The organism is Paenibacillus sp. JSM ZJ436 (assembly GCF_044383795.1).
Taxonomy (GTDB): domain Bacteria; phylum Bacillota; class Bacilli; order Paenibacillales; family Paenibacillaceae; genus Paenibacillus_AQ; species Paenibacillus_AQ algicola.
Window position 1 is genome coordinate 148,499 of record NZ_JBISEO010000004.1, and the last position, 24,305, is coordinate 172,803.

Sequence of the window (24,305 nt, forward strand, 5' to 3'; positions counted from 1 at the left end):
CTAATACATATGGAGTCAGATATATTTCTGACTCCTAAACTTTACTTTAGCGGTAGGAGGTATTTACAACATGATACATCAGATCCGAGACATTACAATCCCACAAAATAAGCGCAAAGATTTAAACGAGAAGATAATTCATGTAATTGATAATAACCTAACTGAAAAATATGGGATTACTTCAAGTGATGTGTACAACACTTACACAGGTGATGGAGGTTTGCACGGATTATCATTCAATGATTACGATAGCTTTCACGCATTTACAGAGGCAAAGAAAGAACACGAAAATGGCCAGTTTTTTACTCCTCATAATGTATGCAAATTCTTAATAGATTGTATCAAGCCTTCTCCTCATGACTTAATTGCTGATTTAACTGCTGGTATGGGAAATTTTTTCAACTTTATACCAAATCAAAATAACGTTTATGCAAATGAGATTGATATTAAGGCATATAAAGTTATGAAGTATTTATATCCAGATATACATATGACTGCCGATGACATTAGAAATTATGATCCTGGCGTTTCTTTTGATCTAATTTTAGGAAATCCTCCGTTTAACCTTAAATGGAAAGTGGGAAAAGATGAATATCTAAGCCAATTATACTATGTTGTCAAGGCCCATGAGCTTTTGAAACCTGCTGGGATGCTTGCCATGATAGTTCCATTTTCTTTTTTAGCAGACGAATTTTCAGATGGTGGAATGATTTCAGAAGTAAACAGCAGATACAACTTTATCTATCAAGCTGCTTTACCACATGATGTATTCAAATCTGTTGGAGTCGAAAACTTCAAAACTAAAATTATGTTTTTTCAGAAGAAAAGCGAACAGTTAACACATGTTAAGCCATTTAGCACAGACATTCATAAAATTGAACTCAACACAGCAATGAGCGAATCAATTCATACTAAATACATAGAGCCAATTGTAACCGAAAAAGAGAAGATAAAAAGCAAACTATTCTTAGAGCAGATTCAGAGTAATAATGATAACTATGAGTTTTCAAGTAAAGTTAAAAAGTATCTATATGACATTAAGCGTAACCCAAAGATAAATAATAATTATGCCCAGTGTACCGAGTATGTAAACAGATATTACACACAGGCAAAACCGGAAGGAATGAAGTATGATGAATGGGAGAAAGTCAGACTAACAAAGAATAAAGTACTATCCTATTTGAAACGAATAATTAAAAACCAACATATTAAAGAAATGGATTCTATCAAGCTTGTTAAAACTAATTATGGTTTAAAGTTGAAAGGATATTCTCATAAAAACAAATTATATCTATCAAAGTTTACAGGTATCAAAGAAATCAGTTTCAACGATATGATTATACAGGGTAGCTATCCCTTTGAAGATCAAACATATAAAAAACTAACTGATTCAAAAACTAAACAATATGAAAAGCAGTCTCAACAGTTTATAAATATGGATTTAGATCCTAAAGTAAAATCATTCTTAGATGAATTAGTCATTACGGACCATGAGACAGCAGAACAGATTAAATTAAATGAGATTCAAAAAGCAGATACGAATAAGATACTTCAAAAGCAGTACGGTTTTATCCAATGGGGACAAGGTTCAGGTAAGTCTATTTCTGGTATTGCTAATCTACAATATAGATTAAAGTACAACAATATTAGAAATGTATTTATTGTATCCGCAGCAATAGCAATCAATAATACTTGGCAGACAATACTTCAAAACTACAAAATGGACTATATCAGAATTAATAATCTGAGCGATATTTCAAATATTAAACATGGTCAAATTGTTATTATTACTTTGAATTTACTCGCAAAGTATCAAAAGCAAATGAGGAAATACATCAAAATACAATCAAATAAAGTTGCTTTGATACTTGATGAAGCAGACAATATCTCTAGTCCTGTTTCTAAGCGTACAAAGGCCGTTTTAAGCGTCTTTAGGAAGGTTAAATATAAAACTTTGATGACTGGTACAATGACAAGAAATACAATAGCAGAAGCCGCTACACAGTTTGAATTATTGTACAACAACAGTGTCAATATGTTGAGTGAATCGAAATACATTTATAAACCTGATAAGATGGATAAGGCAAAATTGAATCAAACAGCTAATGATTGCTACATGAAACCTATACCAGCGTATCATAAGGGCTATAGATTGTTTTCAGAATCTCATATACCTGAAAAGATAACAGTATTCGGAATTGGTCAACATACACAGGATATATATAACGCTGACACACTTAAAAAGTTAATTGATAAGACTATTATCACACGAACATTTGAAGAAGTAAGAGGCGAGAAGATATATAAAATAATTCAAAATACAAGTCAATTCAATTCTGCTGAATATGATCTTTATAAAAAAGTTATTGAAGAGTTTTATTCTATGAAACATCTATTCAAAAGCACTGGCAATTTAAGAAAAGATAGAATGCTAGAAATATTAAATCAATTAAATTTGATGCTTAAAGTTTGCGCTGCGCCTCAAACCATTAGAGAGTACAGAAGCACACAAACACCAAGCAAGTATATAGATGTAATGAATAAAATAGCGGACTGGGACAGTGAGCATATAGCAATTGGCGTAAGACACATTAAAACAGTTAATGCATATGCGTCAGCTATTCGCTCCAGGTTCTCCGATAGACCATTATTTATTATCACGGGTGACAAAGTAACACTAAACAAAAGAAAAGAGATCATAGAGAACTTGAAAGCGTCTGAGAACGGTATCTTGTTAAGTACTCAGCAAAGTTTGAGCAGTAGTATGAATATAGGGTTCGTGAATAAAGTAATTATTCCAGAATTATCGTGGAACGATGCAACGATGTCGCAATACTTCTTTAGATTCATAAGGTATAATTCCGAGGATAAAAAAGAAGTTCACTTTTTCACGTATGAAAACAGCATAGAAAGCAATCTGTTAGGACTAATACTGACTAAAGAAAAATTAAACATGTTTATGAAGAATCAAGATATTGACGATGAGGAGTTATATGATAAATTTGGCGTACATTTTAATTTACTTGATATGCTTATGACCAAGGAGAAAGATGAGGAAGGAAGAGCGCAGATCAGGTGGGGTAAACAGAATATAATGAGTTAATTACAGATTAATTAAATAAACATAAAAAAACAAGTTTACAAGTAACTGACTCTGGTTTATAATATTGGATATAGCAACAAACAATACATAAACCGGAGGCGGTTATAATGATGAAATTTGAAGAAATGAACATGATCCAAAAGGTTGATCATCTCTCTGATATGTTGGCTGAATGTATTACCTCAGTTCGCTATACGGCTTATAATCATCACTGATGCTATCTAGGCAGTAGGACAGCAGCCACTAGTGAGAATCAATTAAATTTGATACAAACAAACATAATTAAAAACTTGACTATATTAAAGGCCTTGATGTATAATTGATTTAACAAGTTGATACATACATCAAGGCCGGGAACGCTGTACTGGATCGAGTAACATTGTATTGTAACTGAATCAGATACTCATGTCATTGTCAATTTTAAAGGAGGAAACACATATGTTAATGGTTGGTGATATCGTTGTAAAAAATAATGTTCAATTGAAAGTTCTCGGATTTTCCTTTGATTTCGATATGTTGACCGATGAGCCGTATCGTGTCGCTACACTGATTGATTCCCATGATCGTCATGTCATTGATGTTGCCGAAAGCGTAGTGCTAAAACATTATCAAGTTAATCAAATTGATAATGTTGGAATTCGTAAAGTGTTAGTAGCTACTATGTATGATCTGATTGGCAACGAATATATGGACTTTGAAGTGAGCAATGAGGAGGAAGTTAATAAAATCATTTCAGAGTACAATGCAACAGGAGAATACAAATTAAAATTTCATGGCTTTAATTCAGATTATAAGTATTATGGGGTTAGAAAATTAAGTCACTAAAAGAGTGATTTGATCAAAATAATAGGAGGAATTAACAATGCTTATTAAAAAGAAAGATGTTGTAGTCGGTCAAGTTTATGAGACGGGAACGGCTTTTCAGGCTTACTCAATAAACTGGAATACTGGAGAAAAGAACTTCATCGGAGAATTTGATACATATGAGCTCGGTAAGAAATCAGTATTGAAATATAAAAGAGGAGATAAATAACATGAAGTGTTCTCTATTTAAGCTTAAAAGGGGATGTTAACTTGAAGATTACTATCAAACCAGATAATACGGTAATAGGCAAAAATAAATCTTATATAGCTTCATTGGTAACTTTTTCAGCTAAAGGCATCACAAAGGATGAGGCAAAACAGAATCTAATGAATGTACTGACTTGGATGGATAATAACGCATTGTATCCGCAAACAGTCATAAGACAGATTCCAGATGCAAACAGGACTATAATATTAGAACGTTCAAATAATGGTTATTCAGTCATTGTCAACAATCAGGATGACACAACAAGTAGAAATCAAAATTGTTCCTTGTATGGATTCATCGGCCATACAGAAGCACTGAAGAAATTAGAGCAGCATGTACAAAACTATACATCTTAGATCAAAATGAAATTCTTGTTTGATTAAATAAATAAAAATATAGGAGTTGAATACATATGAAATTTAATAAAGTGGAATTAACAGAAGAGACAATAATCAAAACTAGACAATGGTTTGCGGATAGCGATATGGCTTGTATTGAGGAAGTGAAGAATGGGAGTGTACGAGTAAATGATCCAGAGCGTTACTTTGCATGGAGAGAAAAGGCAGCAAAGGAATCCTTGGAGGGATTGCATGACCACACAGTAACATTCTTATAACGTGCATACTTTATCCAAACTGGTGAGAGTGTGGCGCTATTACCTTAATCAAAATGAAATGCTTATTTTAAGATGTAAATAAAAATACATATAAAGGTGGAATAAAAATGAAAATCATTGTCAATACAAAGGAATTGCAAACAGCAATTAAGAATCTTATGAAAGTTGCTCCTAAAAATTCATCTATGCGGATTCTGGATAGTATCAGGATTGAAGCAGTGAATGACAATGTAATACTTGCATCAACAGACATTGCATTAGCAGTGTACGTTAAACTGAAGGATTTTGAAATTTTGGAACAAGGCTCATCTATCCTGCCGCGCGATACAGTAAAGTTGATTTCTAAATTGAATGATTATCAGATGAGTATCACCGAGGGATCAATTATCAGCGGTAAAAGAAAGATTAACTATGAAAGTCTAGATGTATCTGCTTATCCTAAGAAAGCAAGGCATACCTACAATAAAGAAGCTTTTAAACTCAATAACTCAAGCATTAAAAGTCTGTTAGATGTTACGTATGCTTGTAGTACCTCAGAAAGCACTCCGGTACTTCAAGGGGTTTTGATAAGAGGTAACAACATAGTTTCAACAGATAGGCACAGAATAGCCCTAAACAAAATTGAAACCAACAACTACAATGAAGACATTGTTATTCCTTCTTATGCTATCAATCTAATACCTGCTTTTACAGATAAGAATTTTAAAGATGAATATGTTTTCACTGTTGACAAAGAAGGGAATTACATTCAAGTATTGTTTGATAACGTTGAGATGGAAATACGTTTGATGGAAGGAATCTATCCAAACGTTGACAGGATCATTCCTCAAAACTTTACAACAGAGGTGAAAATAAATAAATCTACTTTAATTGAAGAGTTGAAGATAATGAAAGATGTAGTTACTTCAAAAACAAAAATAGTAAAATTGAATATTGTCGATGGAAAGGCTTCTCTTTTCGGAGAAACTGATAAGAATTCACTTGTAACAGAACTAGACACAATCATTACAGGTGAAAATATTGCAATAAGCGCAAACCTTGAATACATATTAGAAGCAGTTCAAAGGGCTGATAGTTCAGATGTAGTTTTTAAACTCACTGGAGTAGCCTCACCGTTTATGATCAATCATACCGCTCTTGTAATGCCATATAGAACAGCGTCCTAATGAATAATTAGATAGAGAGAAAATCAATTTGAAGATATTCTCTCTATCTGAATTTAAAATAACGAGGTGATGACAAACGATGATGCATACAGAAGCAACTAACACAGTTTATACCGCACCATATAAGCAGATACAGGGTTATGGTAAGTGTTATACGTGTGATGAGCTTTCAGCACTCACCTACACGGTCAATGAGCAAGGCAGAGCCATAGAGGAAAGCAAACGGTGTTATTCATGTACAGAGCTTCAATGAAGTAAACATACACACAAAAAATAAGATACATAGAAAGGACGATAAACCATGTATATCAATCAACTAACAGTCAATGAGCAGAAAGCTATACAAGTCAAATTAGAGACAGCAGGACTTAATTCCGAGCAGATTCAGGATGCAATGGATGGGAAGCTAGAAGATGTTGAGGAGCTCATATGTGTAAGGTTTGATGATCAATATGAGAATGAGGAAGGCGATACGATTTATTATGTATGTCCCACATGTGCAGATAGGTTAAACGCATCCAAGGACAACCCAACAGCCCTAGGAGTTTGCTTTGTGTCTGGCTGTGGCAATGAGTCAGAGTTTGAAATTTCGGACTTGATTAATGCCCACATAGCATATTTTCAGAATGAAAGGTTACTTTTATAATAACTTGGGAAACGTAATATCTCATATAACAGCCAACACTATGGCGTTCTGGAAAGGATGATCGATGATGACTAAAAAGAATCTCAAATGCCCTTACTGTGACTCAGAGCTAAGTTTAAACATAGGTTACACTGGTGCAGACTGGGAGACCGTAGCAGGTGAAGGATCTGGTTACAATTATGCTATATCCCTTGATTGTATGAACTCCAAGTGTGCTGCCGTGTTTGACCTGGTACACGCTAAAATTTCAGACTCAGTAAGTGCGGTTGTCCCTAAATATCGACACTTTGCTAAGACTAATCTGTAGATTTGAAATTGAAATAGACATATAACAGTCAACATATTTTAGATCCAGGAAGGTGGAAGATTAATATGAAATTTATTAAAGATAAGTTGACGATGGAGAATGTTATTATGTATTCACTTTGTTTGTCTGCTTGGACTTTTGTCATTGTGAGATCAGTTTATTAAATAAACATAATTTAATATTGACATTAATGAATAAGCACTTATAATTATCAGTATAGCAAGAATACATATCAAGGAGATGAGAACAAATGAATAACGTTTACCAGGAGCACGGTTATAACAGTAGGAAAGAATATTTGAATGAACTAGCAGATGAATACGGTGTATCAATTGAAACTGTTTATGCAATCGCTGATATGCTCGGCCCATCAGAAGACTTTGACGGTTTGATTAGTTCGCTGGATGATGCACACTTTATGGGTATGATTTTGTAGATTATAGAAACAACGATGTTACCAAAACATTAATATATTTAAAAGGAGATTATAAAAAATGAGTGTAGCACTTAAATCCGAGGTGTTTATTGAAAGTAAAAACATTAGAAATCAATACATAGATCGTACGGGAGTTCTAGACAAGGTTAAAGAGTTAGTTTTGTTGCCAGATGGAGAGCACATGACAATCAAAACTGTTTCTGAGTTTTATGAAGTTGATTATAGTGCGATCGGTAGTATATTAGCGAGGCACAAAAAAGAGTTTGTGGATGATGGTATCCACACCATTACAAGCAAAAATGAGGCTTTTGGCAAGTTGCAAAAAGCCTTGTCTCCAGGACAGTTTGTAGTAAAACTTTTAACTAGAAGAGCAGTTCTACGTATTGGTATGCTTTTGAGAGATAGTGAAGTAGCTGCAGAAGTAAGGAGATATCTCCTTGATATCGAGAATGAATCAACCAAAGAGCAGAAAGATATAGTGGTTGGTCAGTGGTCTGATTCCGAAATAGTTAAACTAACAAAAATCCTGGATCGTGAAACTGAAAAAGGAACTAATAGAATGTCAGCGGTAAAAGAAGCAGCAAAAGAACTTAACAGAAAACCGCAAAATGTGTATTTTAAAGTTAATTCAATAGAGAAAAAGTTTGGAAGTTTAGAGAAATATATTATCAAAAACAATATTGTGTATTTGAATCAAGAGTCAGAAGAATATGCGAACAATGTTCCAGAGGAGATAGAGGTGGCATGTGATAACAAAGAAAGTTTGAACGATATGAATGAACAGTTAACAATTCTTGAACAAAATATCAACAACATAAATAAACTCCATGAAAAATTAATTGATAGTGAGACACAGTTAGTTGAACACAAGTATGAATTGAGAATTGCAAATGAAAAAATATCAAAACTAAATAAAATTATAAGTAAATATAAGAATGAAAACGAAAATCTTAAGTCAAAATTAAAGAACATCAAATCTATTTTAGTCAGTAATGCTACTGACAATGAAAGCGACTATAAGGAAGAACGTCCATCGCATGAATATGGATCTAAATACAAAGTAGATAATAGAGGTATGGTAAGTAGAAGGTAGCCAATAATTTCAACCTGGAGGGGATTATATCAATGATTGGCCTAGATTATATTTTGAGTACTTACAATATGACCAGAGCGGAGTTAGCGAAAAGAATGGGTATTAATCGAGCCAACATCTCGATGTACATTCGAAGCAGTCAGATTCCAGAGAAAAGGTTGGAGCAAATTGTTGATATATTTCCTAATGTATCAAAAGAATATTTCACTAAGGAGTTAGGAGAGAACGATAAATTTAACATCAATATATCAAAGCACACCGAAGGTAACATATATGACTTGACAATGAATTCAAAGAAAAAAGAATTGGTAGAAAGCTTCTTGAGAATTGTCGTCAAACAAGAAGTTCCCTTAGAACTATTAGACACCATGCTTCAACATTTCGAAAATAACTACAAAACCAAAGGAGAGATGAATAATGAAACGTATTAACATGGAAGAAACCAATAAAGAGATTAATTGTACTGGATACGCAAGAAACAAAGTTAAATCGATGGGTAATGAGATGGCTGAGATTGTAGCAAGAATGGAGTTTGCTTCTAATTTGGTCAGTGAGGGGATTCTCGATGTTGAATTGTACAAAAACTTTGTAGAGCGTCAAAAGGTTGAAATTAAAGATATCCTCGCAGAGACTTATTCTTACTTCCATCTTGAGGATGTTCCAGGCAGACATGATCATGTTTTTAAATAAAGAAGATGATAAAACAGTTATTTCTTTAAGAAAGGAGCATGAATCATGAAGACAGTGATCAAATATAGAGATTCCCATGGCAATACAATCATGAGTGTGAGAGAAGAAAAGATTAAAACATTTAACGATGTAACTGCTGACATTATTAATTCATTGGCTATTGTTGGCGTAGTGGTTTTAATTGTATTTTCTGCATTGTTATTGATTTAATAAATATAATGATTTTGACATTTAAGTTAAACTCTGATTTCATCTTGTACATAACAGGCAGCAGATGTTAAAATTATCCTGTTAATATTGGAGGTGATAACATGTTAAATATAAGTCAAAGTATTGTTCAAATGGCTGGTGCAAAAACTTATGTGTTAACTCTTGATGGTCGGGAATACATTGCTTATGTGAAAACCACAGGCTATCACAAATGCTACCTAGAAGATTGGGAGACAGGTAAAAGATCTGTTTCATCCGATGGATGTGGAAGCCCAGAACAAGCAATTGAAGATGCTTGGCATAAGATTATAAAGGAGTAGTCAATAGGCTGCTCTTTTTGTGATGCATTTACTTATATTCAAAGGAGAGAGATGAATGAAAAAGCTCGTATCTTTAACGTTGTTGTTTTGCCTCATGTTAAGTATCTCATTACCCTCCTGGACTGCTGAAGCTGCTACCAAGGTTAAAACTAGTGTACATACTTACAAAGGGCAACAGTACGTGCAGGTGAGTGGCATAGATGCAAAAATTGCAGAAAGGATTAATAAAGCCTTAAAGGTGCATGCAGTGATTGCGGCAAAGCACGATAGAGAACAGAAATCTGAATCAAAATCATATTGGTTCCAGACAATGGCAAGCACCAAGTACAACAACAATGGTCTAATTTCAGTGGTATACACTAATGACGTAAACACTGGTGGCGTCCACTCACTGTATTTCTCAACAACTTATAACTTTGACATTTCCACTGGGAATAGAATCATGTTAAACAATGTGGCTGGGTCTGATCAGAGAATATATAATCTGCATGGAGGCATCAGTCATGCCTTAAGTGCTATGTATCACAAAGGAAGGAATATATTTGAAGAAAGTATCGATGAATATCCTCTTAGCAATGACACAAGTTTCTATTTTTATAACGAAGGTATAGTGATTAGATTTAATCCTTATGATGTTGGCCCATTTTCAGAAGGCTTTGTAGATGTAAAAATACCAACGGCTGTATTAGATACGCCTAATCAATACTCGACTCACGCATCTCCAGGGCAAAACGTGATTGAGTCAAAAATTGACGATGATTTTGAAGGATATGATGAAGATAACCTATATGTTTTGAGTAACGGTCAAATATGGAAACAGGTTGAATACAAATATGATTATCACTACTCCTATCGTCCTGATGTAATTATTTATAAGGATGGATCAAGTTACTATATGCAGGTAGAGGATATGGATGATCGAGTTAAAGTAGAACGTATCAAATAGAGTTATGCTTGCGCCGTTCAAATTGGACGGCTTTTTATTATAATTTCTTAAATTAGGGGTTGTGTAACACAACCTTATGTGGTATTATTTAATTACAGCAAGAGATGACACGGAACCAAACAAAAAAAAGGAGCGATATCAATGAAAACATTTAATGAGCTGAATAAAACAAACTCCACAGTGGTAGAGGTAGAAGGTAAGACTCTGAAAACATTACAAGATCCGCATGTTAGTGACGATGGACAAATGTATATTGCTGAAGCCGTAGATGTCGAGAACAACACTTACCTGGTGACATGGGAAGTGATTAACAGTGAGACTACGGATGAATCAGAAGCGTGTAACTGGGACAATCCTGTTGGCGTGATGCTGGTAAAGTAGCACCGCCGCTTGAATACGTTGGGGCTGCGTGGGTTGCTCGTCGGACGGGTACTACGCAGCAAAATGTGACTAAATCTGCTAAGGCATCCTTGAGAGAGGGATACAAAGGATCTGCTATTAAGCCGGATGCAATGTTCGAGGGGCGGCCACTGTGGCTAAAAAGTCGATTTGAGGTGTATGAAATTGCCGAAAAGGATTGATCTGACGGGGCAACAATTTGATGAGTTAGAGGTAATATGTTTAAGTGATCAGCGCAATAAGTATAATACCTTGTTGTGGGAATGCCGATGTAGTTGCAATAAAATTATTTATGTTGCTAGTAGCAGTTTAAAGGCAGGACACTATAAAAGTTGTGGGTGTAAGAAAGTCGAAAAACGAGATCAAAAGGTGCTGGAGCATGTTAAAAGAGATAGTGTTGATGGCACTCGCCTGACAGCATTAAAAGCAAAATTACACAAAGGTAATAAAAGTGGGCACAAAGGTGTAACCTGGGTTGTAGCTCGGAATAAATGGCAAGCATACATTGGTATTAAGGGTAAGAGTATTAATCTAGGGTATTTTATACACAAGGAAGATGCAGTAAACGCCAGAAAGAAAGCGGAGGAATTATATCATAAACCTCTTCTCGACAAATCGAATGAGCCAGATTAATTTCTGGCGTAACAAACAAATAAACATATACAAACTAATTTAAGTGTGATATACTTTATTTAATCAAATAGCGAGGTGATAACAGTGTACGAAGTGACTGTCATTGAGAAGGTGTTTGGTCGACTAGTGGTGAATACATATAAACTACCAAGAGAAGATCAGATGTTGAAGTTCAAGGCCATGTGCGAAGAAGATGGGTCTCTGTTGTTCGTAAAATCCATTAAGCAGCCTGTAGCAGTATCTTAATAAAACTATGTTTTCATGATGAGATGAAGATGATGAAATTCAGAAATAAGTTAATCAAAACGGTGGTTCTTGACAATAACTTGAGAAACAAAATTTCGTTATACGCCGATTACAAGGAGCCTGATATGAATAGAACCAGATATGTCATGACTGATGAAAATGATATTGTGGTTTGTAACTACGAAGATGTTGAAAGTTATAAAAATGCAGGCTTTACTATTTTCGGCTCCGCAGTTTCAGAGGTTGAGCTTCAGGAAATTATTGAAATTGCAGAATATTCATAGTCAAATGAATATTTCACTTAGATTTTTGAAGGGCAATGGACGAATATAGCGAAGGAGGGTGTAGGGTGGACGAAAGAACGCTGAACAATGAAAAGGATATGTTACAAGGAAATATAGCAAGATTGAGTATATCAAAGGACTTGGATGAATTGGAGCGTATGAGATATTGGGCACATCGTCGAATTGATATGATTGCCGATACCAGAATACAGCAGGTGCGCAATGGCTGCGAAGAATGAGTTTATGAAAAGATTATTTGATCGGATAGGAGAGAATATGAATTGAATAGAATAACATTTGCAGACGTTGATAATGTCGTTACCGAGGTAACCAATGGCATCGTGGGCTATCGTCATACTAAAGAAAAAGCTCAAAGACTTCTACTTAAAACTATATGGGTTGCGTGTAAGGAATATGAATCAAATCATGAATTCAAAACGAAAATGGATGATATTGCAAAGATATTATTAAAAGATTCTTTATCAAGAAAGGAAGATCAAAAATGATTAAAAGAAATGTGATCTGGGTTTGCGAGCACTGTCAAATTGAGTTCGAAGATGTTCACACTATTGATGCCACTTGCCCTAATTGTCATAGGCAGGATGTATATGAAAAAGAGATTGTATTTTAATCAAAGAAGTACTTTATTCGATAAAGGGGTGAGTGAAAAATGTGTTCAGAGTCTGCAATTAATGCCGCAAAGGAGCAAACAAATAGTAAACTGTATAAAAATATATATGTTACAAAAAAGCCAACGAAATAAGTCCCTGATACCAGGAAACGGAGGTATTCACATGTCACAAGAGATTGATATTAGTATCTGCCCCTATTGCAATACCAATGAAGATACATCCACTGTAGTGGGTAGGTAAAAGCGAACATCGTTGCTACAAATGTCATAAATATTATCAAGTTGAATATGAATACAAAGCGGTACGTGTAATCAAAAAAAGGAAATAAGGAGAGATAACTATGTATGCAATTGTTGAAAAGGGAACTATGAATTATCTTCGTTATGACTGGTATGAGATCAGAGGTAAAGTTTACACTAGCGACAAACGGTTTGCAGCACTGTTCATCGAGGAAAGTGATGCTATGGATCACGCCGAAACAACGGAAGACGTAATCACAATTTCTTAAAAAATAAACATATACAAATTATTAATTATATAATATAATGTAGAGGAGATTAAATACATGAATACATACGACATCGTAATCAACAATGAGGTAGTTGAGTCAATCCAGCAGCAAGGCCGTAGTAATGGAGCGATGATGTATATTTGGCATTCACAAATACCATTTTAATATCCGCCCAACCCTCCATGTGGACGAATACGAACTTTGTGGTAAAAGTAGGGTTTGTCTCTCTAGGCAAAGTGAAAAAATATATTAGAAATCAAGGAGAATAAGGTGAATAAGATGAAAATACACAAAGCTCATAAGTTTCGAATCTATCCCAACCAAGAACAACAGACTATAATCAATAAAACAATCGGCTGCTGTCGTTATGTCTTCAATCACTATCTTGCTAAACGTAAAGATTTTTATAGAACAGAAAACAAAACGATGAATTATAATGCATGTTCTGCTGATTTGACAAAGTTGAAGAAAGATTTATTATGGTTAAAAGAAGCAGAGTCAACGGCATTACAGTCCTCATTAAAGGATTTGGATGATGCATATTCTCGATTTTTCAGGAAGCAGAACCAGTTTCCTAAGTTCAAGTCAAAACGGAAGTCCAGTCAGTCATATACGTCAAAAATGAATATTGCAATTGTTGATAATAAACTGAAACTTCCAAAACTTGGACTTGTTAAATTCGCAAAAAGCAAAGAAGTTAACGGGAAAATTATTAGTGCTACTGTTAGACGCAATCCTTCAGGAAAGTACTTTGTCTCTATTTTGACTGAAACAGAAGCAAAAAAGTTGCCATACATCGGTAATCACATTGGTCTTGATCTTGGAACAAAATATTTTGCAATCTCCTCTGATGGCGAGTTCTTTGAGAATCCTAAATATTTGAGGAAATATGAAAAACAATTGATAAAAGTTCAACGCTCTCTTTCTCGCAAGCAAGAGAAAGCAAAAAAAGAAAATAAAAAGTTAAACGATTGCTTTAACTATCAGAGAAACAAAGCAGAACTGGCAAGGTTGCACGAGCGAATAACTAATTGTCGTAACGATTACTTGCAAAAACTCTCCACTAAACTGATTCGTGAAAACCAAACAATCAGCATCGAAGATTTGCAAGTGTCAAATATGATTAAGAATCACAATTTAGCTAAAAGTATTGCCGATGCATCTTGGGCTAGGTTCAGGACAATGCTCGAATACAAAGCAAACTGGTATGGACGAATAATTATCGCTGTCGATCCAAAGTACACATCTCAAACATGCAATAGTTGTGGTTATGTGGCGAAAGAAAACAGACCAAACCAGGCAACGTTTAAATGTGTGGGTTGTGGGCACGAAGATAACGCAGATATAAACGCAGCGAAGAATATTAAGAAAGAGTAACATAAACCTAAATTACCGTAGGACATACGGATTAGCTTGGTCAACTTCCAGAGATTACTTTGGATTACCCAAGAATCTCATATCAAATAGATATGGAGAATGTCAAACTGGATAGAGTGTATCAGTTAACATCGGCTTCTAAAGCCTTCGTAGAAGTGTTTAATCGCTCGACAGGGGCAGTGTATCGTGTTTAAGCGAGGAGTGCTTAGAGAGCGTAAATTGATGCTTCAGGACTCCGCTGGAGAGTGGATCGAGTTAAGGAAGGCAGCAAAGTATTATGAGGAAGATAGAGCGTTGAAGCGTGTAAGTTCGTAAAAGGTTTATTCTATGATAACAAATGAAGTGATGGAGCTGTGGAGTTTAATGATTTTTACAAAGAGAAATCCGCTCGTGAAATTTTACAAGAGTATGGAATTGAAGACTTTGTATTGGCAGAATGGTCAGACGATGAATGCGAAACCAAATTAATAGAAATTGAAAAGTTGATGAAATGACTGTTTCTTTTAGAAAGGAGGTGAATGTCATAAACAGATATTTGCTGACCTACGTAGGACCAGGTTTTAATTGTTATGAATGGTTTGACAGTATTGAAGAGATGAATATGTTTATTGAAACGGTAATCGAAGTTAATGATTATGTTGTATGTGAAAAGCTGTTAATTGAAAATGCTAGTGAGATTAATTAAGTAAATAGCAGTATGATATACCCTTGAATAGTTATAAAAATTCAATAAAGGATTAAATCTCTCCCATGAGAAATATATTATATGGGAGGGATTTTTCTATGAAGATTAAGTGTTATATAGCATCAATTCTAATTGACCTGGGATTAGACGTAAGCAATGAGGAATTATCGACCTTGTGGGGAGTGCATAGGAACACTGTGACTAATCTGATCAAGGGTAAGACGCTCCCTAATCTACAAGCAGCATATGTGATAGTGGATTACATTAACCAGCAAGCAGAGTTAAAAGGAGTCTCCAAGAGGTGGACTGTTGAAGATGTGTGGCAGCGTAGTAATTAATCAGATAAATAATTAATTGTAATCACAATAGGACAGGCAATATCACAATCGATTGTGCATATACTTTATTATCAGAACTAAGGGAGAGATGATAAATGAATAACACACAATCGGTATTGCCTGTACATCAAAGAATGGCTGAGTTGTACACGATCAATCAAATGAGAGCGCTGACTGACGATGAAATTACAGAGATGGCTCAGTGTTTGCAGGTAAACGCCAAGCATTGTTGGACGCTGGCTTACTATCAGAACATGGCATACATGGAGTATATGGTATACAACAAGGATGAGTGGAACGATAATTCAGATGAAAATAATTAAACATAACATGATCAAATATAGATTTCATTAAAACAAAGAAACCTACCCTATGCGGTAGGTTTTTCTTTTGCTTTCATTTTATCAAACATTCCTAATTTCTCGGCACGTTGAATGATTTGAAGCAGATTCTGGATATCTTCTGCAGGTGACGGATTCGCATTCGCATCAGCTTGGTCAGATAAGCGCTCTAATTCTTCCCTCATTTTGTCGATTTCTTGTTTCATATTTGTGTATTCTTGTTTAATTATAAGCAAGGTTGAGATAACCTGATCAAAGGGTGTTTGATTATCCTCGTTGTCAGGTTGCCTATGAATGTTACGAGTTAAGTTCAATTTCTTAGTACGCTTATTGGCTTTAGCAGTACGTATGTCTGACTCATATTGCTTTCTTACAGCACCATTCCAGCGGAACCCACAAGCAGCGGCAGTACGCCTTAATTTAGACCCAGCCTCTTCGAAAGCGTTTAGTTGGGTACTACCACTTTCAATGTGTTGTAGGACAGTTTGAGCCAGCAGAAGATCTTCTTCGTAACTCCATTCATCTTTTCGGTTCATTAAATAAATCAGCCTCCTTTTATGTATTACATGTTTATCCAATTTGTCAACACTTTATTCCTAAAAAATGGGGATTTTAGTAGGGAACTTAAAAGTATTGACTTTTTCAAATAGAACAAAAGTTCCTGTTGTTAATACTTATATTTTTGTTTATAATACTATTATAAAGGTAATAATACTAAAACAACTAACATATAATAATAGTTTGAAGGAGAGTGTACATACTATGAGCACAATGACAGCGGTGAAAACAGAGAACAAAATGGTAAAAAGACTAGAGGTTTGGATTGCGGATCTGGGCCAGCGCAGTGGAAGCGAGCAGGGAGGTGTAAGACCAGTGTGTATTGTTCAAAATGATATTGGTAACAAATTTGCTCCAACAGCATCGGTTGCCCCTATGACCACCAGCAGAACTAAGAGATCTCTACCTACTCATGTGAGTCTAAAAGCAAATGAGGTTGGTCTGGAAGATGATAGCACAGTTTTGATGGAGCAGCTTGTAACTATAGATAAAAATAAACTAATGTATAAAGTGACAGAAATTCCTTCTGATATGGCTTGGATGATTGATAGGGCTTGTATGATTCAATGTGGAATTAGCTTCTAATATATAAGAAATAGATTAACAATTAAAAATATTGAGGTGATAAGTGTGGTTTGTTTAGTCACCTAAAAGAGACCAAGTTGAGCGATGGACAAGCTCATTATGGTCTCTTTTTATTTGTTATGCATTGCGTAATTTGAGTACATCAGATATATCACATTCTAAAATTCCGCATATATTCGCCAGGTTTTTCAGTGGGATAGAAGAAGACTGATTGTTACACATAGCATTAATGGTTGGCTGCCTGATTCCGGTTCTTCTGGACAACTCTCTTTCTGATATTCCTCTTTCTTGAATAATTTGCTTAAGGCAGATATCAACCACAAACATAAAAATTCCTCCAAAAGAATAAAAATAGTGATTGACACAATTCAAATAACAAATTATAATTTGGGTTAAGTTGATACGATAATGGTATCATTGCTTCATCTAACAACACTTCATTAGACGATTATATAGTAGCAGAATAGTTCAAATAACACAAAAGGATTTGTTGATCATTAAAAGATACGTGATACAGGTAATGGTTGATTACGACATAATTTCAAAATGTGAGACCTGGAAGAATACATCAATAGCTTCTGACAACGTTGAATCTTTGAAGAATTTTAAAGTGAGTGGTTATCGAATATTTGACCAAATCAACAACACAGTAGTATTATAATTAAATGAAAATAATAATAGGGAAATGCCCTTAATAATACATAGCTCAACCTTTTTTTGGTGAGTTGTGTATTATTTTTTTATATATTTGTGTATACTTAAAGTAACTTGCTAATGGATATAGAGAGGTGGAAAAACATGAAGAAAGATCGTCAGGTACTTGAAAGCAATATTGTTAAAGTGCTAAATACAATAAAGCCAAAAAGAAAAATGATTGAGGAAGTGAATCAATCGTTGTTTGAATACAACATGTCAGAAGCTATATTACAACAAGTTGCAAATGATAGTTCTGCATTGAGTGAAATGGATGCTTCAACGCTTTGCTTGCTTAGTCTGGCATTATACCAAACAACTCAAGAAAATGCGGTTTCGCCTTATGATTTTTTTACGGATAATGAAATAACAAGAGCGAAAGAACATGTGAAAGAGAATAATGAAGACAATGAAATAAAGTTACCTCTGACGCTTGAATATGTTCAGATGCTAGATTATGAAAACTTTATAACTAAAATATCTATGGTTCAATTGGTCAACATGTTTCATTCGCAGCTTATTATTTACGACTATGATACTCAACGGAGTGCGAAATACGTAAGGAGCAAGGATGGTGTAGTACCAGTTCCAGATGTAAATAAAAAGAGCGTGGCAGATATTGCACAGAACATGATCAAAGAGACTTATTTGGCTGATATGATTACGTTAAACGTATACTCAACGGAAATAGAGCCTATTGATTATGACGACAAGAATAAGACTTTAACCATTAATGAAGGTGCGGTTATATCTATTCTAGATGGCTTTCACAGGCTTCAGGCTGGCGTTAGAGCTGTCGCCATCAATCCTAACCTAGACCTGGAGATGATCTTGTCTATCCGCTCTTATGACTCGGAAACAGCTAAGAAATACTTTGGACAAATCAACACGATAAATGTAGTTAAGCAGCAGCGTTTAAAAGAATTGAAATCAGAAAAACAATCGGATATAGTTGTGAGAGACCTGCAACTAAAGTCTGAACTAACAGGTAAAATAGCTTCTTCTGCAAAGGTAAGCGAATTAGCAGGTCAATTAACCACATTCGATGTCTTATCATATGCAATAGGTGAGATTTGGAATCCGCAAACTAAAATTGAGGCAAAACAAATTTCGAAATACTTGGTTAATTTCTTCGATTATTTGGTGGGATCTTATGTTGAAGAATTTAGAAATAATCCAAATGAGTATAGACATACCTATATTAATCATCCATTGATGTTTATTGCTTACGTACAAATTGCTAAAAAACTTTATGACAACGATATTGAATTAAGTGAAATCAAGAAACACATTGACAAGATTGATTTTAATGATCCTAAATTGCTGGAAATCCTTAATGACAAAAGAGGCATTAATAATCGCAAAACAAGACACAGGGTGATAAACCATTTCAGTAGTTAAAGGTGGAGAAGAATGTCAAATCGTATCTATCATCAAAAATTATATAATCCAGAACAGAAAGAAAGGTTTTTGAAAAATTTTAGTTCGAACACTTATGATGCGTATCATAGGTTACTGGTTAAAGCGAGTTCATCTGAGAAGAGAAACGGCAAAGACCTGTACGATTTTAATCTCTATGAAATAGAAAGATTGATGCATTACTTGAGTCCTGGCTCATTGAGTTCAGCTATGTCTTATGTGTGTACAATTCAACTATATATCCGATGGGCAATAGAGCAGGATCTAAGGACGAATAATCTTAACCCTTTATTGGTGGTTCCAGATGAGTTCTATTCTAAATTCATTGATAAGTCACGTAAGACAATATTTACGCTGTCAGAAATTCAGACTTTAGAAGCAGATCTCTTCAACGCTCAAGATGCAGGTATTTTAAGATGTGTGTTTGAAGGAGTATCTGGTAAAAAGTATTCAGAAATTTTGAATCTAACTATGAAAGATGTAGATATTGAAAATTGCATTTTGACCTTACATGATGATATAAGCGAGAATGAGACTTTAGTAAGACAGATAAAGGTATCTCAAGAATTAATCACTTTATTAATAAAGGCAGACAAAGAGGACATATATTATAAAAACAATGGCAATCCAAGTGAGAACATAAAAGCTCCAACAGCCAAACTCGTTGAAAGTAAGTATGTATTTAAAAATACACAATTGAATACAAAGGGTAATGAAAGAGCTGACCATTATTTAATTCTACGAAAACTAAAGAAAGTAGCCCAATGGTTTGGCTGGGATTATCTAACAGGATCGAATATCCGTAACTCAGGGATGCTATATATGGCAAGCAGGTTGTATAAGGTGAATAATAAATTGTCCAAAAATGAGATTGATCAGGTGTGTGAGCATTTTAACATATCCAGAATCAATGATAAGCCAAGCAGCTACAATACCACTAGGTTGCGCAAAGAGTTTCTGAATGTTGATACTATATTGAAGTATTACGGTGAGATAGAATAAGTTGAAAAACTTATTCTTTTTTTTGTTGACAGGAATATTTTACCGTGATATATTATCAATATAAGTTTTATTATGTTTGTTAGATAACAATACATATAAGGGGATAGGCGAATGTTAGATGCGATAATCTATGTAACAATGTCAATGATTGAGGGATTTATTCTTTTCTTCTTTGCCTTTGGATTGTTTAGAATCGACCTTAGAGATTACTGGAAAGAAGTTGGTATTGCGGTTACGACAATCTCACTAGGAACCTTTTTTTATAGTACATCTGATGCATTATCTCCAATTTCACCACTGCTAAATATGTCGGCAATGATTTTATTTTTAATCATACTTTTCAAATTACCGATGCTACACTCATTCTATGTGGTTGCAACAACATTTATCGTGGTGCTAGTAATGCAGGGCATAACTGTAGCTTCTGTGGGAAACATTGCGAACTTAACTCTTGCAGAGATTAAAAATAACGATCATCTTCGATATTCATTTCAACTAACAACCGACTTGCTAATATTATGCCTCAGTGTTTTTCTAAGAAAAAAGAAGCTTTGGTATACATTCATTCCTTATGGAAAACAAAAAGTTAAATTAACTATCTCAAACGCTTTGCTTTTAATGACATCGGCTTTTGGAATTGCTATTGCGAGCACCGCTTTAAATATGAACAATTTTATAATTGGAACTATCTTTTGGTCATCTTTTGCAGCCCTGATTATATATATTGGCATAAGAAAAGAGGCTTCAGGTAATGATTAAATTCATTGAATTTAATTCAATAAAAATTAGCGAAAAATTGCTAAAAAGATACGCCGATGAAATGCCCTCTTATGATGTAACTAGATATGCAGTTAAGTTCATACTATCAAATATCGTACCCATATTAATCAGTGTTATTATAGGTTATATACTAGGCATCGGATCTGAGGTACTGATCTTTATCGCTGGGTTTGTGAGTTTAAGAATGGTGTCGGGCGGGTTTCATTTTAAGTCTGCAGAATTATGTTTTATTATTTCTACGGCAATGTGTCTGTGTGCGCCTTATGTAGCAATGCAATTATCCAATACAATATACTATAATCTTATTTCAGTGCTATTAGCATTAATATTTGCTCCTTCCAATATTGAGAAGCAAACACGAGTTGGCAAAAACAAACATATTTATTTCAAGTGGGCATCACTTATAGTGATAGTTATCGCAGTGCTTATAAACAATCCTGTGTTGAATGTCGCAATGCTTCTGCAGTCTATAATGCTCATTAGATTAAACTTGAAAGGAGGTGAGAAGAGATGAAGAAATTTATGAGTTTTACAGGCGCTTTTTTTACACTGATTTCTGTTGGAGCTGTCAGCGCTGCTAGTTGGATGCTGTTTCATAGTGAAGAGGTTCCGCAAGAGCTGAAATAATTTAAGTAACTTGTTCCCTCTGTTATACGTTAATATAAGTAAGCAGGGGGAATATAAACTTTAGAAAAAGAGGGATCAAAGTATGAAAACAGTACCAGTTGTAAAGAAAGAGGGGAAAATCATTTATGACACACCAGAATTTTTAGATATAAGAGAAATTATATGCAGCAAAGCAGAGAAAATTAGCGGTGAATATCGTTCAGTATTTGTTACTGCGGAAGGTGAATACGTGCTTTGTACATCGAATGATCTAATCGCAGAATTGTTAGCACAAGAATCCGAGTTTTTTAGAGTAGATCGCGGCGTTGTTGCTAACCTACAGCAGGACGAAGTGAAGATTGATTTTAAAGAAAGACTAATTTATTATTTCAATCCGAATCACATTATTCCTGTGGCAGCATCCAGGATCAAAGCACTGAAAGAATATGTGGAGAGGTTACTCAATTAAAGCGCTTCTCCTAAATACATAAACATATTTAAAATAAAATATAATATATGACTTGTAAAGTTATACAAATGATCTTATAATAACCTTAATAAATAAGAACAAATGTTCTAGTTCGTTATTCGACACATACCGACATTGTTTTCATACATTTCTAATATATAGCAAATGTCAACAAATAATAGTCGGAAAGTCTTTATAGTTGTCGCAAACGTGTAAACAACTTAGAATTACATATAGGAAGATTACACCAGATGTTAAGACATTGTTAACATCAATGATTAAGTGCACCTTGAGAGGGGATAGAGATAATATAATGGATCATATTTTAACGGCACTAGAAATTAATAAGTCTGCCATCGAATTAGTCAATGCAATACGATTTACATTTAAAGATGCAACTGAGCAGGAGATGCTGGTGCGTTGCTGCCGAGGATTAGATGGTAAAGAAATTTACATGTATGTGGATAGGTCAAGACTACAAACTTTAAAAAGTCGCACGTATACTCAGGATCAATTTGTAGCCGATTTTAACATCAATAAAAAGCAAGCACTAGAGCAATTATTTTATCAGCCTTTGACTGATGCTAAAATCTCCAAACTCATGATAACCGATCCGGTATCCATATATGAGATACATAGCAATAAGCCTGTAGGCATTCGCTTCATGAAATTTGTGCGTGACCTATAACAGCAGGAGTGTACGGCAAGCTGAACCAAAAATTCAGCTTGAAACATTATTAATAAACAAAGATAATAAAACTGTTGACAGTAGTATGGAGAGGTGATAATATGAAGTAGAAGTTGGAAGTGAGGCGATGAAACGTAATCAAATAATAGTTTTATCAAGAATCTGTGCTTGTATAACAGAGCATGAGTAAGGAATCGAGAGAATGATCTAGGTTAAAAACAACGTGCTTCGGCACGATGACATATAACGAGTATTAAGTAGTTATCAAGATGTTTATTATTTAAAGGTGGTGATTAGCATCCAGGATAAGCTGAGAAGTCCTCCCTTATAACAGCGACACATATTAGGATTCACACAAACAAAAATTAAAAAATAAGGGAGATACATATAAATGACAACTGAATTACAACAAACACGAGGTTCTGTAAAAATTGAAGGCATTATCGTAGGATTTGATAAGACACAAGAGAATTCTTATCGACAAGGAACTACCGGATCCGAGAAGCCTTATCGCAGCATTGGATTGAATGCAAAAACTTCTCCAACTAACGTTATTTATCAGCTGAATCAGTTTGGAATGGTTCCCGAGAAACCTGTAAAGGTCACAAAGTTTAAAGGGAAGAACAACAAAGAACAATTTGTAATCGATTATGCCCACAAGGAAGAGTTGCCAGATGGCGCTGGTGTAATGGGATTCGGCATTATTGGAGTAGGAGATGGGGAACAGGGCAAGCAGACCATCAAAAATTACTTTGCTTATGATGCTGTTGAGAAGATTGCAAATGAATATGGCAATGATTCTTCAGTAGTAATTAACGCCGAGTTTGATATTGATTCTTATCAATCTAATGGAGAAACCAAAACAACCGTAAAATACAATGTCAAGAAAATTTGGCTTACCAAAGAACCGATTGATTTTGACAAAGAAGACTTCCAAGAAGTTGCTTCCTTTGAGCAAGAGATTGTGGTTGTAAGCCACGAACTTGATAAAGAAGCCAAAAAACTATATGTTACTGGCCGACTGATTACGTTCAAAAAAGAATGGAATGACATTGTGTTTACAATCGACTTGTCACAGCATGAGACATTGGGACAAAACATCTACAAAAAAACTAAATTCGGTGATCTGCTTAAGGTTCAAGGCAAGATTGTTAACGGGGTAGTGCTCACAGAAGCACCCGCACAAGAATTCGATTGGGGCGGCTCGGTTCCTGCAGGACAACAGAATGTAATTTCCAGTAGAATTTCTGAATTGCAAATCACCAACGTCAAAGAACATAAGCCGAAGTTCTATAAAGAATCAGACTTCTTTAAACCTGACGAATTCTCAGGAACACCATTCGAAGATGATAACGATAATAACTCCAAGGATTCAGACGACATCTGGGGTTAAAAATCAAGAAAGTAAAAATAGTAAAAATTATAAAAATAATAATACATAAAGGGAGACTGAT

35 protein-coding genes are annotated in these 24,305 nt (G+C 34.7%); 33 read left to right on the forward strand and 2 right to left on the reverse strand.

Translation table 11 applies throughout. From position 1 onward, the window contains the following. Positions 1 to 70: 70 nt before the first annotated feature. The 24 genes from ACH6EH_RS06845 (at position 71) to ACH6EH_RS06960 (ending at position 16,033) form a co-directional block, all read left to right on the forward strand. The gene (locus ACH6EH_RS06845; RefSeq protein ID WP_397331685.1) at positions 71 to 3,103 is read left to right on the forward strand and encodes an N-6 DNA methylase; all 3,033 of its coding nucleotides are present in this window, start codon (positions 71 to 73) and stop codon (positions 3,101 to 3,103) included. A 438-nt stretch (positions 3,104 to 3,541) separates the two neighbouring features. Then, positions 3,542 to 3,928: a hypothetical protein gene (locus ACH6EH_RS06850; RefSeq protein ID WP_397331686.1), complete on the forward strand. Its 387-nt coding sequence runs from the start codon at positions 3,542 to 3,544 to the stop codon at positions 3,926 to 3,928. A gap of 37 nt (positions 3,929 to 3,965) precedes the next feature. Then, the gene (locus ACH6EH_RS06855; protein ID WP_397331687.1) at positions 3,966 to 4,136 is read left to right on the forward strand and encodes a hypothetical protein; all 171 of its coding nucleotides are present in this window, start codon (positions 3,966 to 3,968) and stop codon (positions 4,134 to 4,136) included. 41 nt (positions 4,137 to 4,177) lie between these two features. Beyond that, positions 4,178 to 4,531: a hypothetical protein gene (locus tag ACH6EH_RS06860; protein ID WP_397331688.1), complete on the forward strand. Its 354-nt coding sequence runs from the start codon at positions 4,178 to 4,180 to the stop codon at positions 4,529 to 4,531. 56 nt (positions 4,532 to 4,587) lie between these two features. Then, positions 4,588 to 4,791 (forward strand): hypothetical protein, encoded by a 204-nt coding sequence (locus tag ACH6EH_RS06865; RefSeq protein WP_397331689.1) that lies wholly within the window; start codon positions 4,588 to 4,590, stop codon positions 4,789 to 4,791. 107 nt (positions 4,792 to 4,898) lie between these two features. After that, positions 4,899 to 5,957, forward strand: a complete 1,059-nt coding sequence (gene dnaN, locus ACH6EH_RS06870) for a DNA polymerase III subunit beta (RefSeq protein ID WP_397331690.1) — start codon at positions 4,899 to 4,901, stop codon at positions 5,955 to 5,957. Positions 5,958 to 6,258: 301 nt separating this feature from the next. Next, entirely contained in the window at positions 6,259 to 6,603 is a 345-nt protein-coding gene (locus ACH6EH_RS06875; RefSeq protein WP_397331691.1) for a hypothetical protein, read from the forward strand. 557 nt (positions 6,604 to 7,160) lie between these two features. Further along, entirely contained in the window at positions 7,161 to 7,346 is a 186-nt protein-coding gene (locus ACH6EH_RS06880; RefSeq protein ID WP_397331692.1) for a hypothetical protein, read from the forward strand. Positions 7,347 to 7,404: 58 nt separating this feature from the next. Further along, positions 7,405 to 8,439, forward strand: coding sequence for a hypothetical protein (locus ACH6EH_RS06885; protein WP_397331693.1), 1,035 nt, complete (start codon positions 7,405 to 7,407; stop codon positions 8,437 to 8,439). A gap of 32 nt (positions 8,440 to 8,471) precedes the next feature. Then, positions 8,472 to 8,870, forward strand: coding sequence for a helix-turn-helix domain-containing protein (locus ACH6EH_RS06890; protein ID WP_397331694.1), 399 nt, complete (start codon positions 8,472 to 8,474; stop codon positions 8,868 to 8,870). Then, positions 8,857 to 9,129 (forward strand): hypothetical protein, encoded by a 273-nt coding sequence (locus tag ACH6EH_RS06895; protein WP_397331695.1) that lies wholly within the window; start codon positions 8,857 to 8,859, stop codon positions 9,127 to 9,129. The genes ACH6EH_RS06890 and ACH6EH_RS06895 overlap by 14 nt, the downstream gene beginning before the upstream one ends. A gap of 45 nt (positions 9,130 to 9,174) precedes the next feature. Beyond that, entirely contained in the window at positions 9,175 to 9,339 is a 165-nt protein-coding gene (locus ACH6EH_RS06900; protein ID WP_397331696.1) for a hypothetical protein, read from the forward strand. Between the two features lie 101 nt (positions 9,340 to 9,440). Then, positions 9,441 to 9,659 (forward strand): hypothetical protein, encoded by a 219-nt coding sequence (locus ACH6EH_RS06905; RefSeq protein ID WP_397331697.1) that lies wholly within the window; start codon positions 9,441 to 9,443, stop codon positions 9,657 to 9,659. Positions 9,660 to 9,714: 55 nt separating this feature from the next. Next, the gene (locus ACH6EH_RS06910; RefSeq protein WP_397331698.1) at positions 9,715 to 10,605 is read left to right on the forward strand and encodes a DUF3298 and DUF4163 domain-containing protein; all 891 of its coding nucleotides are present in this window, start codon (positions 9,715 to 9,717) and stop codon (positions 10,603 to 10,605) included. Between the two features lie 141 nt (positions 10,606 to 10,746). Next, positions 10,747 to 10,986 (forward strand): hypothetical protein, encoded by a 240-nt coding sequence (locus ACH6EH_RS06915; protein WP_397331699.1) that lies wholly within the window; start codon positions 10,747 to 10,749, stop codon positions 10,984 to 10,986. Positions 10,987 to 11,163: 177 nt separating this feature from the next. Further along, the gene (locus ACH6EH_RS06920; RefSeq protein ID WP_397331700.1) at positions 11,164 to 11,637 is read left to right on the forward strand and encodes an HNH endonuclease; all 474 of its coding nucleotides are present in this window, start codon (positions 11,164 to 11,166) and stop codon (positions 11,635 to 11,637) included. Between the two features lie 326 nt (positions 11,638 to 11,963). Then, positions 11,964 to 12,167: a hypothetical protein gene (locus tag ACH6EH_RS06925; RefSeq protein ID WP_397331701.1), complete on the forward strand. Its 204-nt coding sequence runs from the start codon at positions 11,964 to 11,966 to the stop codon at positions 12,165 to 12,167. Between the two features lie 65 nt (positions 12,168 to 12,232). Then, positions 12,233 to 12,406: a hypothetical protein gene (locus ACH6EH_RS06930; protein ID WP_397331702.1), complete on the forward strand. Its 174-nt coding sequence runs from the start codon at positions 12,233 to 12,235 to the stop codon at positions 12,404 to 12,406. A 42-nt stretch (positions 12,407 to 12,448) separates the two neighbouring features. Then, positions 12,449 to 12,673, forward strand: a complete 225-nt coding sequence (locus ACH6EH_RS06935; protein WP_397331703.1) for a hypothetical protein — start codon at positions 12,449 to 12,451, stop codon at positions 12,671 to 12,673. 466 nt (positions 12,674 to 13,139) lie between these two features. Beyond that, on the forward strand, positions 13,140 to 13,307 hold the full coding sequence (locus tag ACH6EH_RS06940; protein WP_397331704.1) for a hypothetical protein: 168 nt from the start codon (positions 13,140 to 13,142) through the stop codon (positions 13,305 to 13,307). A 282-nt stretch (positions 13,308 to 13,589) separates the two neighbouring features. Continuing rightward, a complete protein-coding gene (gene tnpB, locus ACH6EH_RS06945) occupies positions 13,590 to 14,687 on the forward strand; it encodes an IS200/IS605 family element RNA-guided endonuclease TnpB (RefSeq protein WP_397331903.1) in 1,098 nt (365 codons plus the stop codon). Positions 14,688 to 15,040: 353 nt separating this feature from the next. Beyond that, complete coding sequence (locus tag ACH6EH_RS06950) at positions 15,041 to 15,181, forward strand: hypothetical protein (RefSeq protein WP_397331705.1); 141 nt, start codon at positions 15,041 to 15,043, stop codon at positions 15,179 to 15,181. A gap of 41 nt (positions 15,182 to 15,222) precedes the next feature. Beyond that, positions 15,223 to 15,372 carry a hypothetical protein gene (locus ACH6EH_RS06955; protein WP_397331706.1) on the forward strand — a complete coding sequence of 50 codons (150 nt, stop codon included), beginning with the start codon at positions 15,223 to 15,225 and terminating at the stop codon, positions 15,370 to 15,372. A gap of 433 nt (positions 15,373 to 15,805) precedes the next feature. Further along, positions 15,806 to 16,033, forward strand: coding sequence for a DUF7667 family protein (locus ACH6EH_RS06960; RefSeq protein WP_397331707.1), 228 nt, complete (start codon positions 15,806 to 15,808; stop codon positions 16,031 to 16,033). 47 nt (positions 16,034 to 16,080) lie between these two features. On the opposite strand, the gene ACH6EH_RS06965 is transcribed toward ACH6EH_RS06960, so the two are convergent. Continuing rightward, the gene (locus tag ACH6EH_RS06965) at positions 16,081 to 16,587 is read right to left on the reverse strand and encodes an RsfA family transcriptional regulator (protein WP_397331708.1); all 507 of its coding nucleotides are present in this window, start codon (positions 16,585 to 16,587) and stop codon (positions 16,081 to 16,083) included. Between the two features lie 67 nt (positions 16,588 to 16,654). Between ACH6EH_RS06965 and ACH6EH_RS06970 the strand changes: the two genes are divergently transcribed. Beyond that, the gene (locus ACH6EH_RS06970) at positions 16,655 to 17,194 is read left to right on the forward strand and encodes a type II toxin-antitoxin system PemK/MazF family toxin (protein ID WP_397331709.1); all 540 of its coding nucleotides are present in this window, start codon (positions 16,655 to 16,657) and stop codon (positions 17,192 to 17,194) included. Between the two features lie 117 nt (positions 17,195 to 17,311). Here ACH6EH_RS06970 and ACH6EH_RS06975 read toward each other — a convergent pair whose 3' ends face one another. Beyond that, positions 17,312 to 17,521, reverse strand: a complete 210-nt coding sequence (locus ACH6EH_RS06975; protein ID WP_397331710.1) for a helix-turn-helix domain-containing protein — start codon at positions 17,519 to 17,521, stop codon at positions 17,312 to 17,314. Positions 17,522 to 17,992: 471 nt separating this feature from the next. Here ACH6EH_RS06975 and ACH6EH_RS06980 point away from each other — a divergent pair, with 471 nt between their 5' ends. The 8 genes from ACH6EH_RS06980 to ACH6EH_RS07015 all read left to right on the forward strand — a co-directional run bounded on the left by ACH6EH_RS06980 (position 17,993) and on the right by ACH6EH_RS07015 (position 24,244). Beyond that, on the forward strand, positions 17,993 to 19,288 hold the full coding sequence (locus ACH6EH_RS06980; protein ID WP_397331711.1) for a DNA sulfur modification protein DndB: 1,296 nt from the start codon (positions 17,993 to 17,995) through the stop codon (positions 19,286 to 19,288). Positions 19,289 to 19,300: 12 nt separating this feature from the next. Beyond that, positions 19,301 to 20,308 carry a phage lytic cycle repressor MrpR family protein gene (locus tag ACH6EH_RS06985; RefSeq protein ID WP_397331712.1) on the forward strand — a complete coding sequence of 336 codons (1,008 nt, stop codon included), beginning with the start codon at positions 19,301 to 19,303 and terminating at the stop codon, positions 20,306 to 20,308. Between the two features lie 111 nt (positions 20,309 to 20,419). After that, on the forward strand, positions 20,420 to 21,067 hold the full coding sequence (locus ACH6EH_RS06990; protein ID WP_397331713.1) for a hypothetical protein: 648 nt from the start codon (positions 20,420 to 20,422) through the stop codon (positions 21,065 to 21,067). Further along, on the forward strand, positions 21,060 to 21,602 hold the full coding sequence (locus ACH6EH_RS06995) for an accessory gene regulator ArgB-like protein (RefSeq protein WP_397331714.1): 543 nt from the start codon (positions 21,060 to 21,062) through the stop codon (positions 21,600 to 21,602). The genes ACH6EH_RS06990 and ACH6EH_RS06995 overlap by 8 nt, the downstream gene beginning before the upstream one ends. Beyond that, on the forward strand, positions 21,599 to 21,715 hold the full coding sequence (locus ACH6EH_RS07000; RefSeq protein WP_397331715.1) for a cyclic lactone autoinducer peptide: 117 nt from the start codon (positions 21,599 to 21,601) through the stop codon (positions 21,713 to 21,715). The genes ACH6EH_RS06995 and ACH6EH_RS07000 overlap by 4 nt, the downstream gene beginning before the upstream one ends. Before the next feature lie 82 nt (positions 21,716 to 21,797). Next, the gene (locus tag ACH6EH_RS07005) at positions 21,798 to 22,163 is read left to right on the forward strand and encodes a LytTR family DNA-binding domain-containing protein (RefSeq protein WP_397331716.1); all 366 of its coding nucleotides are present in this window, start codon (positions 21,798 to 21,800) and stop codon (positions 22,161 to 22,163) included. Positions 22,164 to 22,476: 313 nt separating this feature from the next. Continuing rightward, a complete protein-coding gene (locus tag ACH6EH_RS07010) occupies positions 22,477 to 22,851 on the forward strand; it encodes a hypothetical protein (protein WP_397331717.1) in 375 nt (124 codons plus the stop codon). A gap of 391 nt (positions 22,852 to 23,242) precedes the next feature. Next, positions 23,243 to 24,244 carry a hypothetical protein gene (locus ACH6EH_RS07015; protein WP_397331719.1) on the forward strand — a complete coding sequence of 334 codons (1,002 nt, stop codon included), beginning with the start codon at positions 23,243 to 23,245 and terminating at the stop codon, positions 24,242 to 24,244. Positions 24,245 to 24,305: the final 61 nt, after the last annotated feature.

Excerpts from the sequence above, each read along its gene's own strand:
- ACH6EH_RS06865 (WP_397331689.1), top strand. The coding sequence starts at position 4,588 with ATGAAATTTAATAAAGTGGAATTAACAGAAGAGACAATAATCAAAACT.
- ACH6EH_RS06980 (WP_397331711.1), top strand. The coding sequence starts at position 17,993 with ATGAAGAAAGATCGTCAGGTACTTGAAAGCAATATTGTTAAAGTGCTA.
- ACH6EH_RS06880 (WP_397331692.1), top strand. The coding sequence starts at position 7,161 with ATGAATAACGTTTACCAGGAGCACGGTTATAACAGTAGGAAAGAATAT.
- ACH6EH_RS07000 (WP_397331715.1), top strand. The coding sequence starts at position 21,599 with ATGAAGAAATTTATGAGTTTTACAGGCGCTTTTTTTACACTGATTTCT.
- ACH6EH_RS06850 (WP_397331686.1), top strand. The coding sequence starts at position 3,542 with ATGTTAATGGTTGGTGATATCGTTGTAAAAAATAATGTTCAATTGAAA.
- ACH6EH_RS06990 (WP_397331713.1), top strand. The coding sequence starts at position 20,420 with ATGTTAGATGCGATAATCTATGTAACAATGTCAATGATTGAGGGATTT.
- ACH6EH_RS06905 (WP_397331697.1), top strand. The coding sequence starts at position 9,441 with ATGTTAAATATAAGTCAAAGTATTGTTCAAATGGCTGGTGCAAAAACT.
- dnaN (WP_397331690.1), top strand. The coding sequence starts at position 4,899 with ATGAAAATCATTGTCAATACAAAGGAATTGCAAACAGCAATTAAGAAT.
- ACH6EH_RS07015 (WP_397331719.1), top strand. The coding sequence starts at position 23,243 with ATGACAACTGAATTACAACAAACACGAGGTTCTGTAAAAATTGAAGGC.
- ACH6EH_RS06960 (WP_397331707.1), top strand. The coding sequence starts at position 15,806 with ATGAATAACACACAATCGGTATTGCCTGTACATCAAAGAATGGCTGAG.
- ACH6EH_RS06845 (WP_397331685.1), top strand. The coding sequence starts at position 71 with ATGATACATCAGATCCGAGACATTACAATCCCACAAAATAAGCGCAAA.
- ACH6EH_RS06885 (WP_397331693.1), top strand. The coding sequence starts at position 7,405 with ATGAGTGTAGCACTTAAATCCGAGGTGTTTATTGAAAGTAAAAACATT.
- ACH6EH_RS07010 (WP_397331717.1), top strand. The coding sequence starts at position 22,477 with ATGGATCATATTTTAACGGCACTAGAAATTAATAAGTCTGCCATCGAA.
- ACH6EH_RS06965 (WP_397331708.1), bottom strand. The coding sequence starts at position 16,587 with ATGAACCGAAAAGATGAATGGAGTTACGAAGAAGATCTTCTGCTGGCT.
- ACH6EH_RS06915 (WP_397331699.1), top strand. The coding sequence starts at position 10,747 with ATGAAAACATTTAATGAGCTGAATAAAACAAACTCCACAGTGGTAGAG.
- tnpB (WP_397331903.1), top strand. The coding sequence starts at position 13,590 with ATGAAAATACACAAAGCTCATAAGTTTCGAATCTATCCCAACCAAGAA.
- ACH6EH_RS06940 (WP_397331704.1), top strand. The coding sequence starts at position 13,140 with ATGTATGCAATTGTTGAAAAGGGAACTATGAATTATCTTCGTTATGAC.
- ACH6EH_RS06855 (WP_397331687.1), top strand. The coding sequence starts at position 3,966 with ATGCTTATTAAAAAGAAAGATGTTGTAGTCGGTCAAGTTTATGAGACG.
- ACH6EH_RS06900 (WP_397331696.1), top strand. The coding sequence starts at position 9,175 with ATGAAGACAGTGATCAAATATAGAGATTCCCATGGCAATACAATCATG.
- ACH6EH_RS06985 (WP_397331712.1), top strand. The coding sequence starts at position 19,301 with ATGTCAAATCGTATCTATCATCAAAAATTATATAATCCAGAACAGAAA.
- ACH6EH_RS06895 (WP_397331695.1), top strand. The coding sequence starts at position 8,857 with ATGAAACGTATTAACATGGAAGAAACCAATAAAGAGATTAATTGTACT.
- ACH6EH_RS07005 (WP_397331716.1), top strand. The coding sequence starts at position 21,798 with ATGAAAACAGTACCAGTTGTAAAGAAAGAGGGGAAAATCATTTATGAC.
- ACH6EH_RS06910 (WP_397331698.1), top strand. The coding sequence starts at position 9,715 with ATGAAAAAGCTCGTATCTTTAACGTTGTTGTTTTGCCTCATGTTAAGT.
- ACH6EH_RS06975 (WP_397331710.1), bottom strand. The coding sequence starts at position 17,521 with ATGTTTGTGGTTGATATCTGCCTTAAGCAAATTATTCAAGAAAGAGGA.
- ACH6EH_RS06890 (WP_397331694.1), top strand. The coding sequence starts at position 8,472 with ATGATTGGCCTAGATTATATTTTGAGTACTTACAATATGACCAGAGCG.
- ACH6EH_RS06920 (WP_397331700.1), top strand. The coding sequence starts at position 11,164 with ATGAAATTGCCGAAAAGGATTGATCTGACGGGGCAACAATTTGATGAG.
- ACH6EH_RS06970 (WP_397331709.1), top strand. The coding sequence starts at position 16,655 with ATGGGGATTTTAGTAGGGAACTTAAAAGTATTGACTTTTTCAAATAGA.
- ACH6EH_RS06875 (WP_397331691.1), top strand. The coding sequence starts at position 6,259 with ATGTATATCAATCAACTAACAGTCAATGAGCAGAAAGCTATACAAGTC.
- ACH6EH_RS06995 (WP_397331714.1), top strand. The coding sequence starts at position 21,060 with ATGATTAAATTCATTGAATTTAATTCAATAAAAATTAGCGAAAAATTG.